The organism is Curtobacterium sp. LFS079 (assembly GCF_047977865.1).
In the GTDB taxonomy this organism is placed as follows: Bacteria; Actinomycetota; Actinomycetes; order Actinomycetales; family Micrococcaceae; genus Arthrobacter.
Map to the genome: position 1 here is coordinate 308731 of NZ_JBFPFO010000001.1, position 17528 is coordinate 326258.

Genomic DNA, 17528 nt, shown 5'->3' on the forward strand with positions numbered 1-17528 from the left:
GTGATCGGCTAGGTACATGAGTGAGCAGCCCGGAACCATTGACAACAGCCCCCTGAACGAGCTTGAGGAAAACCTCGCAAAGGCCGGGCAGGCCGATGCCAACCCGGTTGAGGTCATCCTGTCCTTCCTCAACAACGAGGTCTACATCCTCAGCACCGACGCCCTGGACACGCCCGACGCCGCCGTGGAACCCCTCGTCCTGGCCAACGTGGACGGCCAGCCTGTCCTCGCGGTCTTCAGCCACCCCAGCCGCGTCGACTCCCACTTCCTCGAAGCCGCACCCAACGTGCTGGCCACGCACGGCTCGGCCATCCTGGACAGCATCGGCGACGAGATCGGCCTGGTCATCAACCCGGGCAGCGAGCACGGCTTCGAAATGGGCCCGGAGGGCATCGCCAACGTCCGCCGCGACTTCAAGCGCGCCGGGGAGTAGCACGCAACCGGCCGCCGTCGCAGTTGCTTCACACAGTTCCAAACGCGGAATAATGTCAGCATGCGTCTTGGCGTCCTAGACATCGGTTCGAACACCGTCCATTTGCTTCTGGTGGATGCCCATCCGGGCGCACGGCCCGTGGCGTTCGCGTCACACAAGCGGCCGCTGTCCTTGGTCCAGTTCCTGGATCCGGAGGGGAACATCAACGAGGCCGGGCAGCACGAGCTGATCGAGTTCGTGCTCGAAGCCTGGGAGTTCGCGGCCAAGCACAAAGCCGAGGACCTCCTGGCCTTCTGTACTTCCGCCATCCGCGAAGCCACCAACGGCCCGGAGGTCCTGGCCAGGGTCAAGCACGAAACCACCGTGACCCTCCAGGAACTTACCGGCGACGAAGAAGCCTCCATGACCTTCTTCGCCGTCCGCCGCTGGTATGGCTGGGGCGCCGGGCCCATCCTGGACCTGGACATCGGCGGAGGCTCCTTCGAAATGGCCTTCGGCCAGGACGAGCTCCCGGAGCTGGCCATGTCCGTGCCGCTCGGCGCCAGCCGCCTCACCCGCGACTGGCTGCACGACGACCCGCCCACGGCCAAGAGCGTCAAGGAACTGCGGCGATATATCCGCTCCACGCTGAAGCCGGTGGTGCGGGAGTTCAAGGCACTGGGGCGGGCCAACCTGGTGGCCGGCACCTCGAAGACTTTCCGCTCCTTGGCCCGCATCGCCGGTGCCGCCCCCAGCGGCGCCGGCCCGTACGTCAAGCGCGAGCTGCACGCAACGGACCTGGGCCTGTGGGCGCAGCGGATCTCGGCCATGACGGTGGCGGACCGGCTCTACCTGCCCGGAGTCTCCGAGGCCCGGGCGCGGCAGATCCTGGCCGGTGCCCTGGTGGCCGAGACCGCGCTGGAACTCTTCGAGTTCCCGAGCATGGAGATCTGCCCCTGGGCCCTCCGGGAAGGCCTCATCCTGCGCCGGCTCGACCAACTGGTCTTCGACGGCCCGCTGCAGCCGGCACCGCATGTCGGAGCCGCGTCCGTTTCCAGGAAAAAGGCAGCGGACGACGGCGGCCCGGCCGTCCCGGTCCCGGCCGCCGCAGCAGGCGGGCAGGCAGGCTGACATGGGCGACGGCGTCGGGCAGTTCAGGGAACCAGGGCAGTCAGGGCAATCCAGTGAGAGCCAGCCCGGGGAGGAAACGCAGCCGATCCCGGTGGCGCTCTCCAGCGCCTCCGTCTATCCGCTGAGCGTCCATGATGCCTTCGCGGTGGCACAGGACCTGGGCTACGACGGCGTCGAGGTGATGGTCACCAACAATGCCACCAGCCAGGACGCCGCCGCGCTCGACCAGCTCAGCCAGCGATACGCACAGCCGATCGTCTCCATCCACGCCCCCACGCTGCTGCTGACCCAACAGGTCTGGGGATCGGCGTGGAACAAGATCGAAATGTCCTGCAGGATGGCCCGCGACTTGGGCTGCAGCACGGTGGTGGTCCATCCGCCGTTCCGCTGGCAGTCCAACTATGCGGAGAGTTTCGCCATCGGGGTCCGGGAAATCGCGGCGCTCTACCAGGTGCACATCGCGGTCGAGAACATGTACCCGTGGCGGGTCCGCGGCCGCGAAGCCCTGGCGTACCTGCCGCACTGGGACCCGGTGGGCCAGGATTACGACGACGTCACCTGGGACTTCTCGCACGCCGCCACCGCCGGGGTCAACAGCCTGGACGCTGTCCAGGCGCTCGGAAGCAAGCTGCGGCACGTGCACCTGACCGACGGCTCAGGTTCCGGGAGGGATGAGCACCTCATTCCCGGCCGCGGCACGCAGCAGTGCGCCGAGGTGCTGCAGCACCTGGCCGGCAACGGATTCCGCGGAAGCATCGTGGCCGAGATTTCCACCCGCAAGGCCAAAGTGGCGGGGGAGCGCGAAGAGTGGCTTGCCGAAACTTTGCAGTTTGCCCGCCAGCACCTGGGGGCGCCGCTTGTGGGCGCCTACGAGGTTTGAGAAGCAGGCTTAAACGAGAAAGCACCGGCGGCTGATCGGGAAAATGGGGGGAAACCCGTTCAAGCCACCGGTGCTTTTGGCGGACATCCCCATGCCCGCCTCATCACTCGCACCCTCAATGAGGTAGTTACTAGGTTACGAAGCAACGTTGGGCGCAAGCTGCAATAACCTTGGGAGTTAGCTGGGAATCCTGGCAGCTTCGGCAGCGGAACGGCGAACTGGCATGATGGAGCCATGACTCGAATCGCATTCCTTGGCTGTGGATCCATGAACGAGGCCATCTTGGCCGGCCTGCTCGCCGCCGGCACCGACCCATCCGATGTTGTCGCTACCGTGCGCCGCGCCGAACGGGCGGACGAACTGGCCCACCGCCACGGCATCATGGCGATTGCCGGTTCCGAAGACCCGGACAACAACAAAGTCGCCGCCAAGGGGGCCGGGGTTGTCATTCTGGGCGTCAAGCCGGTCGGCGTCACCGAGCTCGCCCGCGAAATTTCGCCGGTACTGGCCCCGGACACGATCGTGGTCAGCGTGGCCGCCGCCGTCTCCATCGCGATGCTGGAAGCCGCCCTTCCGCCCGGCCAGCCGGTCATCCGCACCATGCCGAACACCCCCGCAAGGCTGGGCCGCGGCGTGATCTCCGTTTCGCCCGGCAGCAATGCCACGCCCGAGCAGCAGCAGCTGGTCACCGCACTCCTGTCCGCCGCAGGCACTGTGGTGGAAATCCCCGAAGAACAGGTGGACGCGCTCTCGGCCATCAGCGGCTCGGGCCCGGCGTACGCTTTCTACCTTGCCGAGGCCATGGCGGCCGCCGGCGTCGAACTCGGACTGGATCCGGAACTGTCACTGCGGATCTCCCGCGAAACCGTGGCCGGGGCGGGCTACATGCTCGCCGAGCCCGGTGCGGACCCCACCGCCCTGCGCGTGGCCGTGACGAGCCCCAACGGGACCACCGAGCGCGCGATCGCCGCGTTCAACGACGGCGGGATCCCGGCGATCATCGCGGACGGCGCCCGTGCAGCGGCGGCCCGCGCCGCCGAAATCACCCAGCAGCTCGACTGACGTTACCGCACCCAACGGAGGGGCCGGCGGCCCCGCCGGCCCGAACCTTACGGCCGGGCCGCGAAGCGTTCCAGCAGGTCCACGTGGCCGGAGACGATGAGCATGTCATGGCCTGAGACCTTGGTTTCGGGCCGGGCATAGGTGAAGTCCTCGCCGGGGGATTTCACCCCCACGATCGTGATGCCGTACTTGGAGCGCACCTTGGATTCCTCCAGGGTGAAGCCCACGGTTTCCTTGGGCGGGTACATCTTCACGATGGCGTAGTCGTCGTCGAACTCGATGAAGTCCAGCATGCGCCCTGACACCAGGTGCGCGGCCCGGACGCCGGCGTCGGCCTCCGGATAGATCACGTGGTTGGCGCCGATCCGGCTCAGGATCTTGCCGTGCGAGGGCGTGATGGCCTTGACCCAGAGATGCTCGATGCCCAGGTCCACGAGGTTCACGGTGATGAGCACCGAGGACTCGATCGAGGTGCCCACACCCACCACGGCGGAGCTGAATTCCTGGGCGCCGAGCTGGCGGAGGGCATCGATGTTCGTGGCGTCGGCCTCCACCACATGGGTGAGGACGGGGGCCCATTTCTGCACGAGGGCCCGGTCCCGTTCGATCGCCAGGACTTCGCGGCCCTGCTTGACCAGCTGCTCGGCGGTTGCGGAGCCGAAGCGGCCCAGGCCGATGACCAGCACGGGAGCATTGTGCGCCGGACGGTTGGGGGCGCCTGAGGTGTTAGCCAATGATCGGCCTTTCTTCGGGGTAGTGGTACAGCTGGCTGCGCTGGCGCAGGGCCAGTGCGGCGGCGAGGGTGACTGTGCCGACGCGCCCCATGAACATGAGCGCGGTGAGGACATAGACGCCCGACGGCGGCAGCTCGGCACTGAGGTTGGTGCTGAGCCCCACCGTGGCGAAGGCGGAGATCGTTTCGAAGAGCACCCGGTCCAGGGTGGCCCCGCTGATCTGCAGGAGCAGGAACGAAGACACGGACACCAGCGTGGCGCCTGCCACGATCACCGAGATGGCCACGCGCATGGTGCCTTGGGGGATGGTGCGGCCGTACACCTTCACGTCCGCGTCACCGCGGGCCTCGGCAGCGATGGCGAGGAACATGACGGCGATGGTGGTCACCTTGATGCCGCCCGCCGTCGACGCCGACCCGCCACCGGCGAACATCAGGGCGTCGGTGAGCAGCATGGTGGTGGACTCCATGTGGTTCTGGTCCACCAGGTTGAAACCGCCGGAACGGGTCATCACGGAGGCGAAAAGGGAGTGGATGATCTTGTCGCCAAGGTTCATGTGGGCGATCGTCCGGGTGTTGTCCCACTCCATCAGGGCCCAGAGGACGGTACCGGCTGCCAGCAGGATGAAGGAGACCTGGATGGTCAGCTTCGTGTGCAGGTTCCACTTCCGCCAGTTGAGCCCGTTCTGCTGCAGCACCATCACCACGGGGAAGCCGAGGCTGCCCAGGAAAACGCCCAGCATCAGCGGAACGAGGATCCAGAGGTCCGTTTCATAGGGGACGATGCCGTCCGAGTGCGGGGTGAACCCGGCGTTGTTGAAGGCCGAAATCGAGTAGAACACGCCATGCCAGACCGACTGCCAGAAGTCCTCTCCGAGGATCATGAAGCGCGGGATCATGGCCAGCGCCAAGGTGCCTTCGATGACCACGGAGGTGGTGATGACGATCCGCAGCAGGGTTCCGACCTCGCCGAGGCGCCCGGCGTTGTTCATGGCTTCCTGGGCGATGAGCTTTCCGCGCACGCCCAGTCGCTTGCTCACCATGAGCGCGAGCAGCGAGGCCAGGGTCAGCGTTCCCAAGCCGCCCACGAAGATGCCCACCAGGATCACCAGCTGCCCGAAGAACGACCAGTGGGCCGCCGTCGAGACCACCGTGAGTCCGGTGACGCAGACCGCGGAGGCGGCCGTGAACATCGCGTCATGAAGGGGAGTGACAACCCCATCGGCTGAAGCTGCGGGAAGGGACAGCAGGCCGGTGAAGAGCAGGATCACTACGGAGAACGCCGTCAGCGCCAGCCGGGCCGGGGAGGTGTTGGCGATGTTGTCGATGAAGTCCCGGAGGCCGGTGAAGATCCACAGGCCTTCCCGCTCGGGCTGGTCGGGGTGCCAGCTGGCCGGGCTCGGAGACCTCGACTGGCTCTGGGTCATGGCAGTGCTTTTCGCTTCTTGTTGACGGATCGGCTGTCTTGAGTAGTAAACCACTAATCGCCCGCGGGAGCCGGGGGAACAGGCTAGCCTGTCTTTGATGACTTCCCGGCCCGGCCTCCGTCCGTCCGCGCTGCCAACGACGGTGGCGTGGAGTCCCGCCATGACTGCGTATGACTTCGGCCCCGGCCACCCCATGGCGCCGGCACGCCTCGAACTCACGGCACGGCTGGCAGAGTCCCTCGGTCTGTTCGAGCTGCCGCACGTCTCGCTGGAGGCACCTGGGGTGGCGTCCGACGTCGAACTCCAGCAGGTGCACAGTGCGGACTATATTGCCGCGGTACGGCGCGCGAGCGAGGACCCGACGGCGTCGGACCCGGAACGCGGGCTGGGAACCGACGACGATCCCGCCTTCGCCGGAATGCACGAGGCCAGCGCGCGCTTGGCCGCGGCCTCGCTGCTCTGCGCCGAGGCCGTCCTCTCCGGCGAAGCGGTGCGCGCGGTGAATTTCGGCGGCGGACTGCACCACGCCTCCCGGGAACGCGCCAGCGGCTTCTGCATCTACAACGATGCGGCACTGGCCGTGCAGCGCTTGCTCGACGGCGGTGTGGCGAAGATCGCGTACATCGATGTCGACGCCCACCACGGGGACGGGACGCAGAGCATCTTCTGGGACGACCCAAGGGTCCTCACCATTTCACTGCACGAGTCGGGGCTGACCTTGTTCCCCGGAACGGGCTTCGCCAACGAGATCGGCGGGCCGCACGCCCCGGGGACCGCCGTCAACGTCGCCCTGCCGGCCTACACGGGCGACGCCGGCTGGTTGCGCGCCTTCCACGCGGTCGTGCCGCAGCTGGTGGGCGCGTTCGAACCCGAGGTGATCGTCAGCCAGCACGGCTGCGACTCGCACGCCAACGACCCCCTCACGAACCTCAACCTCAGCGTCGACGGCCAGCGCGAGGCCGCCACCGCCGTCGCCGGCTTGGCTGCCAGATACTGCGGCAATCGTTGGATCGCCACCGGCGGAGGCGGGTACGACATTACCGGGGTGGTCCCGCGGACCTGGTCCCACCTGATCGGCATCGTGGCGCAGAACCCGGTGCCCCTGAACACGCGGGTGCCGGAGGACTGGCTCGAATACGTCCGTGAGAAGTTCGGCCGCAACGCCCCCGAACGCATGGGCGACGACGTGGACATCTGGTGGCGTTCCTGGGAGGTTGGCTACGATCCGGGCGATGCCGTGGACCGCAGCATCATCGCCACCCGCAAGGAGATCTTCCCGCTGCACGGCCTGGATCCTTGGTTCGACTGACTTTACGAAGTCTTCTCCGTCTGGAACACGACGCCGGCGGCGCCGACCAGCCAGCCGAGCAGGGACAGCGCGAACGCCCCAATGAGGTCGGTCGAGGCAGATCCCTTCACGAGCCAGATGATCAGGACCAGCAGGCCCACGGCCATGTAGACCATGATTGCGGCGACGATCCGGCCGGAAAGCCGGGCGGCGACCTCTGCCGGAAGGAAGCGCCCGGGGAGCCGGGCGGCGCTTCGGACTGCTCGCGTTTGACCTCGGCGATCGTGAAGCCCAGGGCCGACGCCGTCAGCGAACCCAGCGAGGTAGCCATGACTCCGGCAGCGGTCACCAGGGCGCCGTTCAGCGCCGGGGCAGTGAGCCCGGCGACCGGCACCCACGTCCCCACCCGCAGCAAGACGGCCAGCCACACGAGAACGAACAAGATGAGGAACACTGCCGCGATGATGTTGAACATCTGCCGCCGGAGATAGTCAGTCATGGCCACGCACCCCGCCCCGCTCCGGCCGCGGCTGGATGGCCGCCTGGACCGTGAGTTCGTTGTACCACCGGGGGTGGGGCCGGTCAACGATCCTGCCGACCCTGTCATGGTGAAATAGTTGATGCCTTTTGACGTATATGTCGCTAGGGTGGGAGGCATGGTGACTGACGACGTATTTGCCGTCATTGCTGAGGCTACCCGGCGTGACATCCTGGTTTCCCTCCGCTCTGGGGACAAAGCTGTGGGGGAATTGGTTCAGGAGCTCGACGCCAGCCAACCCACCATTTCCAAGCATTTGAAAGTGCTCCGCGAGGCGGACCTCGTCAGCATGCGCGCCCAGGGGCAGAAGCGCTATTACGCCCTGAATCCGAAGCCCCTCGCCGGGATCGCCAGCTGGCTTGAAACGTTCGACGTCGGCCCCGCTGCGTCTGCATCCGCCGCCGCGCCGGCCCAGCGCCGCGAGGCCACCGCCCGGAGCGCGGGGCAGGCGGCCCAGCCGGCCGCCGTCGGGACGTCCGAGGCTCCTGTGGGAACCGCGCGGCCCGTTAACGCAGCACAGCCGGCACAGGACGCTGTTGTTCCTGCACCGGCTGCGGCGGACGATACCGTTCCCCAGCAGATCGGCCGCACAGTGGGCCGCGCCGCCACGAAGGCCGCTGACCTGCTGGCCAAGCTGCCGGACCTGCCCAACCTGCCGAAGTTCGGCCGGAAGAGGTAGTTCGGCCGGAAGAAACAGCCCGGGTGGAAAGCGTGCGTCAGTCCTGCAGCAGCCGCACGTGATCGGGGGTCAGTTCGGAGACCTTCGTGACGCCCAGCAGGGCCATGGTGCGGGCCATGTCCTTCTCAAGGATCTCGATGGTCCGGTCCACGCCGGCCCGCCCGCCGGCCATGAGTCCGTAGAGGTAGGCCCGGCCGATCAGCGTGAAGTCCGCGCCCAGCGCCAGGGCTGCGATGATGTCCGCCCCGCCCATGATGCCGGTGTCCAGGATGACCGCGGCCTCCGGGTTACGTTCCTTGACGGCAGCGGAAACCCCGGGCAGCAGGTGCAGCGGAATCGGCGCGCGGTCCAGCTGCCGGCCGCCGTGGTTGGAGACCACCACGCCGTCGGCCCCGTGGTCCACCACCTTCACGGCGTCCTCGACGGTCTGGATGCCCTTGACCACCAGCTTGCCCTTCCAGGTTTCGCGGAGCCAGTCGAGGTCATCGAAGGTCAGGGTGGGATCGAACATCGAGTTGATCAGATCCGCCACGGTGCCGGTGTAACGGGAGAGTGAGGCGAAGGTCAGCGGTTCGTGGGTGAGGAAGTTGAACCACCAGGCCGGCCGGTAGGAGGCGTCGAGCACTGTCTTCAGGGTCAGGGCCGGGGGAATGGTCATGCCGTTGCGTACGTCCCGCAGCCGTGCTCCGGCGACGGCGGTGTCCACCGTGACCATCAGGGTGTCGTTTCCGGCCGCGGCGGCGCGTTCGATCAGTTCGAGCGAACGCTCCCGGTCCGTCCACAGGTACAGCTGGAACCAGTTGCGGCCCCCCGGCGCCGCGGCCGCAACGTCCTCAATCGAGGCGGTACCCATGGTGGAAAGGGTGTAGGGGATGCCCGCGGCCTGGGCCGCCTGCGATCCGGCGTATTCGCCCTCGGACTGCATCATCCGGGTGAAACCGGTGGGGGCGATGCCTAAGGGGAGGCGGGACGGCTTGCCCAGGATGTCCGTGCTGAGGTCGATGCTGGACACATCGCGCAGGATGCCGGGCCGGAATTCGATGTCCTGGAAAGCCTGCCGTGCCCGGCGCAGGGTGATTTCGGCTTCGGCAGCGCCGTCCGTGTAATCGAAGGGTGCCTGCGGGGTGCGGCGCTTGGCGATGTCCCGGAGCTCCCAGATGGTGGAGGCACGCTTGAGGCGTGCAGCGTTGCTGAACTCCGGTTTCTTGAACTGCATCAGCGGAGCGAGATCCGCGTACTTGGGGATCCGTCGCCTGAGGGCCGGCGGAATCACGACGGCGGCGCTGCTTTTCGGTGCCGCGGTGCCATTGGTGGCGGGCTGGACGGTCTGCGTCATGGTGGGTCTCCGGGCTCGCTGATGTGGTTGGACCACACTCTATTCCATGTGGTTGGACCACATCAAGTAGAATTCCGGCATGCGAACCCACGAACTCGTCCTGGGCTGGATCGAAAAGCAGTTCTCCGAGGGCAAACTCCTGCTCGGCGGCCGCCTGCCTGCTGAACGCGCCCTTGCCGAACAACTCGCGGTTTCGCGGACCTCGGTGCGCGAAGCGATCCGGATCCTGGAGGCGATGGGCGTGGTCCGGGCCGGCGTCGGGTCGGGAAAGGATGCCGGAACCGTGGTCATCGCCGATCCGGCAACTGCCCTCAGTTCCGCACTGCGGCTGCATGCCGCCACCCGGCACTTTCCGGTGGCCGACATCGTGGAGACCAGGGTGCTCCTCGAATCCTGGGCCGTGTCCAAGGCACGGCCGGAATCGCCCGCCCTGGCCGAGGCCGCCGCCCTCCTCGAGGAGATGGATGCCGGCCCGGGCACCGGAGACTTCCTGGCCCTGGACGTCCGATTCCACCTTGCGCTGGCCGAGGCGGCCGGCAACGCCGTCGTGAGCGCCATGATGGCATCCCTCCGCGAGGCCATCGAAGGGTACGCCGCCGAACTGACGGGGAACCTGCCCGACTGGGACGCCACCGCCCGCCGGCTCCGGGCCGAGCATCGCGCCATCCTGGACGCCGTCAACGACGGCGACGGCGGCAAAGCGGCAGGGCTTGTGGCCGCCCATATCGAGGGCTACTACCACGAGGCCGGACTCGACGCCCCGGCCTGAGGAACTCGGCTTCCGGGCATTCCCCAATGGTTGCGGTCCTCCTATGATCGAACCCAAAAGGCAGGAGGCAACCATGCGCATCGCATTGTGGGCAGACATGGAAGGCATGTCCCGGGTGCAGGACCACCATGAATGCTGGCCCGCCTTCGAAGAATATTGGACCTCCGGCCGGCGGGACTTCACCGACGAAGTGATCGCCGCGGCCACCGGCCTGATCGACGGCGGACGCAACCAGGTCTACGTCGTCAACGCCCACGGACTCGGCTGGCCGAACATCCTTTGGGAGGACCTTCCCGACGGCGCTGCCCGGGCAGACGACGAAGCCTTCTCGAAGGGATTCGACGCGGCCTTCCAAGTGGGGTTCCATGCCCGGGCGGGCACGCCCGGCGGGTTCATGAGCCACACGATGGTGCCCGGACTCAAGGTCGCGTCCGACGGCGCGCCCCTCACCGAGAGCCACATCTGGGCGTGGCTGGACGGCATTCCGATCCTTGGTGTCGCCGGTGACGCCGCCCTCGGGCCGCAGCTGGATGGCTTCCTTGCCGGGACGCCATTCCTCGCGGTCAAAACGGCCACCAGCCGGGGCGAAGCGCTGCCCGAACACCCATCGCGCGCCTCGAGCTTCGAGGCCATCAGGGATTTCGCCCGAACCACGGCCCGCAGCCCCCTGAAGCAGATCGCCTTCCCGGCGGAATTCACATTCGAGGTGGCCTTGGACCAGGACCTGGCCGGATTGGTCGACGGGGTCCACGGCCTGAGCCGGAGCGGACCGGAGGTATTGACCAGGACCGCCACCGATTTTGCCCGCGATGCGTACCCTGCCCTTCAGGCCGCCATGGGCGCCTCGCTCAAGCCGTTCATCGACGCCCAGGACGGCCTAGATCTGGGCAGCGAGGCCGCCTTGCGGAAGCAGGATGCGGTAGCCCTGGCGCGTTGCCGGGGCTTCCTCGACGACTGGGCCGCACTGAGCGAGCCGGCCTGGCCGCACTGAGGATGGTCAGGCCTTCGGGGGTGCGGTGCTGCCGCGGATTTCCAGGAGCGGCTCGAAGTGGTCGGTCGGAGATTCGGCGTCGGCGTGCTTGATGTGTTCGCGCATCCGGCGCCACGCAAGGCTGCCCAGCTGGGCGATCGGGACAGCCGCGGTGGTCAGGCCCGGCATCGTGTAGCGCGCGAACGGCATGTCGTCGTAGCCCGTGATCGACAGGTCTTCCGGCACCCGGATACCCCGTTCGCTCAGTCCGTGCAGCAGGCCCATGGCCGCAACATCGTTGAAGACCAGGATGCCGGTGGCCCCGCATGAGGCGACGGCGTCGCTTGCTTCGTTCCCGGCGTCGTAGGTGTTTCCCCCGGGGATGAACTGCAGCTCGACCTCGGGGTAGTCCTGGACGAATTTTTCCAGCCCGCGCAGCCGCTGCACGTTGGAGGCGCTGCGCTCCGGGCCGGTCAGATAGGCGATCCGGCGGTGGCCCAGTTCCACCAGGTGTGCTCCGAGCTTCTGGATTCCGTGACCGTAATCCACCACCAGGCTTGGGGTCGACGAGGATTCGGTGGTGCGGTTGATCAGCACCAGGGGATGGAGGGTGGGAGCCAGCTCTTCGAGTTCGTCCTGGCTCATGCGGGGCGCACAAAGTACGACGCCGTCGCATCGCCGCCGTGCCTCTCCGGCGAGGATGGCTTCTTCGCTGGAGACTTCGGACGAGTCCGCTATCAGCACTCGGTAGCCGTCGCGGGCAGCGGCGACGCTGACATCCCGGAGGATGGATTGGAACGTGGGGTTCGACAAGTCCGGCACCACGATGCCGATCGTTTCGGTTTTGCCCAAGGCGAGGCTGCGACCAGCCGGATTCGGCTTGTACTTCAGCTCGGCAGCGGCAGCCTGGACCCGCGCGGCGATGGCGGCATTGACCGTGGTGTTGCCGTTCATGACCCGCGAGACGGTGGCATGCGAAACTCCCGCCTTTGCCGCGACGTCCCCGATTCCCACGCGGCGCCGTTTGCTCCGATCTGCCATGGCTTCCTTCTTGGTGCTGCCTGTCCGCCGTGCCGCACCCGGCGGCCGGTTGGTTCTCCTGGCGCTGAGTCTAGCGACTTTTGGGAAACGCTTTCTCTGCATGTCCTTCCATTGCGCAGGCCCATACGGACGGTGACTGTTACGGCATGAGACCGGGCGCGGTTTTGCGGCCGGAGCTCCTACGTGGCTATGGTGTGTCCATGACTAAGCGTTGGTATGCGTATTTTTCGTTGGCTCTGGAGGGGCCCGCGTCTGACTGACACGCATCCAACTAACCTTCAGAGCCAACAGGGCAGAGATCATTCTCTGCCCTTCGCCATATCCGGCGGGTTCTGTTGAGGGCCCGCTCCGCTTCCGGACAGGACCCGAAAAATGACCAGCATTGCCGAAAACCCCGCCGCACTCGACGCCGGCCAGGACTCCCGCTCCAGCGCCGGCATCCCGTCCGGCCGTTCGACGTCGAACCTGCGGGTCAGCCGCTTCGAACCGCTGCCCGCCCCGCAGGAAGTGATCGCGGAACTGCCGCTCGGCGCGGAGGCCGCGGCCGTCGTCGAACGCGGCCGTGACGAGATCCGGGCCATCATGGACGGCGTCGACGACCGCCTGCTGGTGATCGTCGGTCCCTGTTCCATCCACGACCCCAAGGCCGGGCTGGAATACGCCCGCCGGCTGGTCAGCCAGGCCGAAAAGCACAAGGAAGACCTCCTGGTGGTCATGCGGGCCTACTTCGAAAAGCCGCGCACCACGGTGGGCTGGAAGGGACTCATCAACGATCCGCACCTGGACGGCAGCCACGACATCGCGGCGGGCCTGCGCGCTGCCCGCGGCTTCCTGCAGCAGGTCACCGAGCTCGGCTTGCCCACGGCTACGGAATTCCTGGAGCCGATCAGCCCGCAGTACATGGCGGACCTGGTTGCCTGGGGCGCGATCGGCGCCCGCACCACCGAAAGCCAGATCCACCGCCAGCTTGCTTCCGGCCTTTCCATGCCGATCGGCTTCAAGAACGGCACCGATGGCGACCTCCAGGTGGCCATCGACGCCTGCGGTGCAGCTGCCGTCCGGCAGGCGTTCCTCGGCATTGACGGCGACGGCCGCGCGGCACTCGTGGCGACCGCGGGGAACCCTGATACGCACGTGATCCTGCGCGGCGGACGCAAGGGGCCCAACTACTCTGCCGACGACGTGGCGGCAGCCTCGGAAAAGCTGTCAGCCAAAGGCCTGAACCCGCGGCTGATCGTCGATGCAAGCCACGCCAACAGCGGCAAGAGCCACCACCGTCAGGCCGAGGTTGCGCTGGAAATCGGCGCCCAGCTGGAGGCCGATCCCGCCTCGCCGGTTGCCGGCGTCATGCTGGAGAGCTTCCTGGTGGGCGGCGCCCAGAACCTGGATGTCGGGCTTCAGCTGGCGGGGGAGCAGGAACTGGTCTACGGCCAGAGCGTCACGGATGCCTGCATGGAATGGGACGTCACGGCGTCCGTGCTGGAGCAGCTTGCGGCGTCGTCCCGCAAGCGCCGCCAGGCGGCCGCCGTGTGAACATGAATGTAGCGGCCGGGACTTTCACATTGGCCTCAGCAGCCTCTAAAGTATCTAGCACATGGTTGTGATGGCTCAGCATCGGAACGCCGCAGTCATGCGCGCTGGGGTTGTCCTTGTCAGCTGAGAGCAAAGGAATATGGAGAATGTCCGCAGAGACCAACTTCTCGAATGCGCGATTCATGACCGTGGCCGAAGTGGCCGAGGTTCTCCGGGTTTCCAAAATGACCGTGTACCGTCTGGTCCACTCCGGTGAAATGCCGGCCGTCCGGTTCGGCCGGTCATTCCGGGTCCCCGAGGAAGCCGTTGCCCAGTACCTCAAGGGTGCCGTGGTGGACGGCCGCTCGGAGAGCGCCTGACGCCAAAGGGCCCTCGCGGGTCCACGGTCATTGGGTGCCGCTGCGAGGCGGTACCCTGTTAAGGAACGTTTTACGTCACTGTAAGAATCCGTCTGTTGCGGGGCCTTCACCGGCCCCGTCCGGCAGGCGGGAACTTCACTTATTTGTAAGGAACTTTCGTGGGTTCAGTTATCAAGAAGCGCCGCAAGCGTATGGCCAAGAAGAAGCACCGCAAGTTGCTTCGCAAGACCCGCCACCAGCGTCGCAATAAGAAGTAGAAATACTTCGCAGTGCGTGAATGCCCGTTGCCTTTCGAGGCGGCGGGCATTTTTGCGCCCTGGGGAGCACAGCGCCCGGAGGCGTCAGATATGGAGGCGTCAGACCCGGGGGCCGCGGAACTTGCTGAAGCCGCGCCACAGGCCATACACGGCACCGCCGACCGTGGCTGCCTTCAGGCCCAAGGTGGCGGCGCGGCGTCCGGAACGGAAGTCGTAGACCGGCCAGTTGTTTTCGCGGGCGTGGCGGCGCAGGGAGGCGTCGGGGTTGATGCACACCGGATGGCCCACCAGGGTGAGCAGCGGGATGTCGTTGTGTGAGTCGCTGTACGCCCAGCAGCGTTGCAGGTCCAGGCCTTCCTCGTCAGCGACCTGCTGAACGGCAACGGCTTTCGCCGGTCCGTGCAGGATGTCACCCACGAGCCTGCCGGTGTAGGAGCCGTCCTCGATTTCGCCCACCGTGCCCAGTGCGCCGGTCAGGCCCAGCCGGGTAGCAATCACTTTTGCGACCTCGACGGGCGTCGCGGTCACCAGCCAGACCTTCCGGCCGACCCGCAGATGCTGTTCGGCCAGTGCCTTCGTGCCGGGCCAGATCCGGGACTCGATCATCTCGTCGTAGACTTCTTCGCCCAGTTCCTCGACCTCGGAGACCTTGATTCCTGCGGCCAGGGTCAGGGCGGAATCGCGGACTGCGTGGACGTCATCCATGTTTTCGCCGCGGAGCACAAACTTGAACTGCTTCCACGCGAAGCCCGCGGCCTGGGACAGGGTGAAGGCCTTGCGTTCGTACATTTTCCGCGCCACATGGAAGAGGCTTGCGCCCCGCATCAAGGTGTTGTCGACGTCGAAGAATGCGGCTTCGCCGTATTGCTGCTTCACAGCCGGCGCGGTGGCCACAGCGGCGTTCTTCTCGTCGGGCATGCCATGAGTCTAGTCAATTGCCCTGCCGGACGCCGTGCCGCGCCTTCCGCGTGAACCCGCGTCGTGCGCGCTTCGACGACGCCCCGCGGCTCGGGCTACCGTTGGAACATGCCGATTCCCGACGTCGTCCTCCTCACCAAATCCGACTGCCACCTCTGCGCTGCGGCGCGGGACGCCGTCGAGCGCGTTGCCTCCGGGCTGGGGCTGCCGTGGCGGGAAATGTCCATCGAAGGCGATGCCGAACTGCGCGAACGTTACGCAGAGGAGATCCCGGTGGTCCTGGTGGACGGCATCCAGCGGGATTTCTGGAAGATCGACGAAGCACGGCTCACCAGGGTCCTGCAGAAGGCCATCGCGTCCTGACTGCGGCCCCGGTGGCTTTGTTGACTCCGGGAACCCCGCAATAGAGTGGGACAACAAAGCAACACAATGGAGAAGACCGTGACTGCGCTGGAACCATCCGCCGAGCCCGCGCCGGGCGAGCAGGATTCTGCTGCCAAGCAGATCCCGCCCGCAGCCGTGGCCCGGATGACGCTCTACCTGCGCGCGCTCAACTCCCTCCTTGGTGAAGGCGTGGAGCGGGTTTCCTCCGAAGCGCTGGCCGAGGCCTCAGGGGTCAGTTCCTCCACCCTGCGCAAGGACCTTTCCTATGTCGGTTCCTACGGCACCCGGGGCGTGGGTTACGAAGTCCAGTACCTGAGCCGCCATATCGCGGCCGCACTGGGCCTGACCCACGACTGGAAAGTGGCGATTGTCGGGGCCGGAAACCTTGGCAAGGCACTGGCCAGGTACGGCGGTTTCCAGTCGCGCGGCTTTGACGTGGTGGCCATCCTCGACGCCGACCCCATGGTGGTCGGCAACGAAGTCGGCTGGCTGCGGGTCAGCGATGCCGCGAACCTCGAGCAGGTCCTGCAACGGACCGGCACCAACATGGTGGTCCTGGCCCTGCCCGCTGCCGTGGCACAGGATGTGTGCGACCGCGTGATCAAGGCCGGGATCCGCAGCATCCTCAGTTTCGCGCCTGTGCTGCTGCAGGTACCTCCGCACGTCAACTTGCGGAAGGTGGACATGGCCACCGAGCTGCAGATCCTCGCCTACCACGCACAACGGGCGCAGACCCCGGGCCAAGCCGTCTGATATTGCCCGACGGCGGTCGGGACTGCGCCCGCTGTTGTTGATCGGTTCCTGCCTAGCGGCCGTACGGACCCTGGCTGTAGGGATTGGCGAAAGGCTGTGCCTTGCGGAAGTACGGAGCCGAAGCCGGCAGGTAGAGCATCACGATCGCAGCGATGCCGAGCAGGATGGTGAGGAGCTGAAGGATTCCGAAGAGCGGCCCCAGCTCGAAGAGCCCGAAGAGCCCGAAGATCGACACTGCGGCGAACACTGTGCCAAGGATCCGTGCCCAGTTCTTTCCCTTGCGGACCGGGAACGCGACCAGGGCATACAAGCCAAGATTGATGACCGCGCCGATGATGCCGCTGACAGCCAGGAGCCCGTTGAGGCTTTGGGTCGTCCCAGGTGGCAGGGCCTGGCCCTGTTGGCGGGCGGCCTGCTCCATCACGGTCATGATGTAGTCCTGCCCTGTGAACGCGAAGACAAGGCTGCTGATGGCAGAGAGGATACCGGCGCCCACAATCATCAGGAACGCCGTGTTCACCAGCTGCGGAACGTCCGACGTCGTGGAGGGCTGCTGGCTGGGCCATGGAGCTTGGCCATACGGGGACTGGCCGTACGGAGACTGGCCATAGGGAGACTGCCCGTACTGGGGTGCCGAAGGCTGTTGCCCGAATTGCCCGTACTGGGGCGCATTCTGCCCGTACTGGGGCGCATTCTGCCCGTACTGGGGCGCCGAAGGCTGTTGACCATACTGGGGCGCGTTCTGCCCGTACTGCGGCTGGGCCTGCTGCCCGTACTGGGGCTGTTCGGGCTGGCCCTGTCCGGAACCGGCGTTCTCGCCGGAGTTGGCGGGTGGGTACGGAAGGTTGCTCATGGCATTCCTTTGCATGTTCGACTGCGGGTTCGGCTGACGGGCCAGCAATTACCCCTGCCCCCAGCTTGGCTTATGTCCACCGTACCCCGGCGCTGGGCTGCGGGACCCGATTTCCCCGCGGATTTCCAGCAAGGGAGAGGCCGCGGTGTCCGGTGGACACCGCGGCCTTCGGCCAGACTTTCCTGACGCCTGTTACGCGTTGAGG

21 protein-coding genes are annotated in these 17528 nt (G+C 66.6%); 13 read left to right on the plus strand and 8 right to left on the minus strand.

Features of this window, described 5'->3' with window-relative positions; translation table 11 throughout:
* Positions 1-16: 16 nt before the first annotated feature.
* The 4 genes from ACNQPB_RS01455 to proC all read left to right on the plus strand — a co-directional run bounded on the left by ACNQPB_RS01455 (position 17) and on the right by proC (position 3485).
* Positions 17-433, plus strand: coding sequence for an SseB family protein (locus tag ACNQPB_RS01455; RefSeq protein ID WP_498748503.1), 417 nt, complete (start codon positions 17-19; stop codon positions 431-433).
* A 60-nt stretch (positions 434-493) separates the two neighbouring features.
* Positions 494-1543 carry a Ppx/GppA phosphatase family protein gene (locus ACNQPB_RS01460; RefSeq protein WP_498748504.1) on the plus strand — a complete coding sequence of 350 codons (1050 nt, stop codon included), beginning with the start codon at positions 494-496 and terminating at the stop codon, positions 1541-1543.
* Between the two features lies 1 nt (position 1544).
* Positions 1545-2423 (plus strand): sugar phosphate isomerase/epimerase family protein, encoded by an 879-nt coding sequence (locus ACNQPB_RS01465; protein ID WP_498748506.1) that lies wholly within the window; start codon positions 1545-1547, stop codon positions 2421-2423.
* Positions 2424-2657: 234 nt separating this feature from the next.
* Positions 2658-3485, plus strand: a complete 828-nt coding sequence (gene proC, locus ACNQPB_RS01470) for a pyrroline-5-carboxylate reductase (protein ID WP_498748508.1) — start codon at positions 2658-2660, stop codon at positions 3483-3485.
* A gap of 47 nt (positions 3486-3532) precedes the next feature.
* On the opposite strand, the gene ACNQPB_RS01475 is transcribed toward proC, so the two are convergent.
* Together ACNQPB_RS01475 and ACNQPB_RS01480 are read right to left on the minus strand one after the other, a co-directional pair.
* Complete coding sequence (locus ACNQPB_RS01475; protein WP_498749065.1) at positions 3533-4171, minus strand: potassium channel family protein; 639 nt, start codon at positions 4169-4171, stop codon at positions 3533-3535.
* Between the two features lie 40 nt (positions 4172-4211).
* A complete protein-coding gene (locus ACNQPB_RS01480; protein WP_498748509.1) occupies positions 4212-5645 on the minus strand; it encodes a TrkH family potassium uptake protein in 1434 nt (477 codons plus the stop codon).
* A 97-nt stretch (positions 5646-5742) separates the two neighbouring features.
* Here ACNQPB_RS01480 and ACNQPB_RS01485 point away from each other — a divergent pair, with 97 nt between their 5' ends.
* Positions 5743-6954: an acetoin utilization protein AcuC gene (locus ACNQPB_RS01485; protein ID WP_498748511.1), complete on the plus strand. Its 1212-nt coding sequence runs from the start codon at positions 5743-5745 to the stop codon at positions 6952-6954.
* A 2-nt stretch (positions 6955-6956) separates the two neighbouring features.
* On the opposite strand, the gene ACNQPB_RS01490 is transcribed toward ACNQPB_RS01485, so the two are convergent.
* Entirely contained in the window at positions 6957-7109 is a 153-nt protein-coding gene (locus tag ACNQPB_RS01490) for a hypothetical protein (RefSeq protein WP_498748513.1), read from the minus strand.
* On the minus strand, positions 7076-7432 hold the full coding sequence (locus tag ACNQPB_RS01495; protein ID WP_498748515.1) for a hypothetical protein: 357 nt from the start codon (positions 7430-7432) through the stop codon (positions 7076-7078). The genes ACNQPB_RS01490 and ACNQPB_RS01495 overlap by 34 nt, the downstream gene beginning before the upstream one ends.
* Positions 7433-7589: 157 nt before the next feature.
* Between ACNQPB_RS01495 and ACNQPB_RS01500 the strand changes: the two genes are divergently transcribed.
* Positions 7590-8150: an ArsR/SmtB family transcription factor gene (locus ACNQPB_RS01500; RefSeq protein WP_498748516.1), complete on the plus strand. Its 561-nt coding sequence runs from the start codon at positions 7590-7592 to the stop codon at positions 8148-8150.
* 37 nt (positions 8151-8187) lie between these two features.
* Here ACNQPB_RS01500 and ACNQPB_RS01505 read toward each other — a convergent pair whose 3' ends face one another.
* Complete coding sequence (locus tag ACNQPB_RS01505; RefSeq protein WP_498748518.1) at positions 8188-9486, minus strand: alpha-hydroxy acid oxidase; 1299 nt, start codon at positions 9484-9486, stop codon at positions 8188-8190.
* 79 nt (positions 9487-9565) lie between these two features.
* Here ACNQPB_RS01505 and ACNQPB_RS01510 point away from each other — a divergent pair, with 79 nt between their 5' ends.
* Together ACNQPB_RS01510 and ACNQPB_RS01515 are read left to right on the plus strand one after the other, a co-directional pair.
* Entirely contained in the window at positions 9566-10255 is a 690-nt protein-coding gene (locus ACNQPB_RS01510) for a FadR/GntR family transcriptional regulator (RefSeq protein ID WP_498748520.1), read from the plus strand.
* Positions 10256-10328: 73 nt separating this feature from the next.
* Positions 10329-11246 carry a M55 family metallopeptidase gene (locus ACNQPB_RS01515; protein WP_498748522.1) on the plus strand — a complete coding sequence of 306 codons (918 nt, stop codon included), beginning with the start codon at positions 10329-10331 and terminating at the stop codon, positions 11244-11246.
* Positions 11247-11252: 6 nt separating this feature from the next.
* On the opposite strand, the gene ACNQPB_RS01520 is transcribed toward ACNQPB_RS01515, so the two are convergent.
* Positions 11253-12266: a LacI family DNA-binding transcriptional regulator gene (locus tag ACNQPB_RS01520; protein ID WP_498748524.1), complete on the minus strand. Its 1014-nt coding sequence runs from the start codon at positions 12264-12266 to the stop codon at positions 11253-11255.
* 372 nt (positions 12267-12638) lie between these two features.
* Between ACNQPB_RS01520 and ACNQPB_RS01525 the strand changes: the two genes are divergently transcribed.
* From ACNQPB_RS01525 to ACNQPB_RS01535, 3 genes are all read left to right on the plus strand, one after another.
* On the plus strand, positions 12639-13799 hold the full coding sequence (locus ACNQPB_RS01525; protein WP_498748526.1) for a 3-deoxy-7-phosphoheptulonate synthase: 1161 nt from the start codon (positions 12639-12641) through the stop codon (positions 13797-13799).
* A gap of 146 nt (positions 13800-13945) precedes the next feature.
* Complete coding sequence (locus ACNQPB_RS01530) at positions 13946-14158, plus strand: helix-turn-helix domain-containing protein (protein WP_074586973.1); 213 nt, start codon at positions 13946-13948, stop codon at positions 14156-14158.
* A gap of 158 nt (positions 14159-14316) precedes the next feature.
* Positions 14317-14415 carry a 30S ribosomal protein bS22 gene (locus ACNQPB_RS01535; RefSeq protein ID WP_003792170.1) on the plus strand — a complete coding sequence of 33 codons (99 nt, stop codon included), beginning with the start codon at positions 14317-14319 and terminating at the stop codon, positions 14413-14415.
* 99 nt (positions 14416-14514) lie between these two features.
* On the opposite strand, the gene ACNQPB_RS01540 is transcribed toward ACNQPB_RS01535, so the two are convergent.
* The gene (locus ACNQPB_RS01540; protein ID WP_498748529.1) at positions 14515-15333 is read right to left on the minus strand and encodes an HAD family hydrolase; all 819 of its coding nucleotides are present in this window, start codon (positions 15331-15333) and stop codon (positions 14515-14517) included.
* A gap of 108 nt (positions 15334-15441) precedes the next feature.
* On the opposite strand from ACNQPB_RS01540, the gene ACNQPB_RS01545 reads away from it, so the two are divergent.
* The gene (locus tag ACNQPB_RS01545; protein WP_498748530.1) at positions 15442-15696 is read left to right on the plus strand and encodes a glutaredoxin family protein; all 255 of its coding nucleotides are present in this window, start codon (positions 15442-15444) and stop codon (positions 15694-15696) included.
* A gap of 66 nt (positions 15697-15762) precedes the next feature.
* On the plus strand, positions 15763-16470 hold the full coding sequence (locus ACNQPB_RS01550; protein ID WP_498748532.1) for a redox-sensing transcriptional repressor Rex: 708 nt from the start codon (positions 15763-15765) through the stop codon (positions 16468-16470).
* 52 nt (positions 16471-16522) lie between these two features.
* Here the strand turns inward: ACNQPB_RS01550 and ACNQPB_RS01555 are convergent, their stop codons facing one another.
* Positions 16523-17323 (minus strand): tetraspanin family protein, encoded by an 801-nt coding sequence (locus ACNQPB_RS01555; RefSeq protein ID WP_498748534.1) that lies wholly within the window; start codon positions 17321-17323, stop codon positions 16523-16525.
* Between the last annotated feature and the right edge of the window lie 205 nt (positions 17324-17528).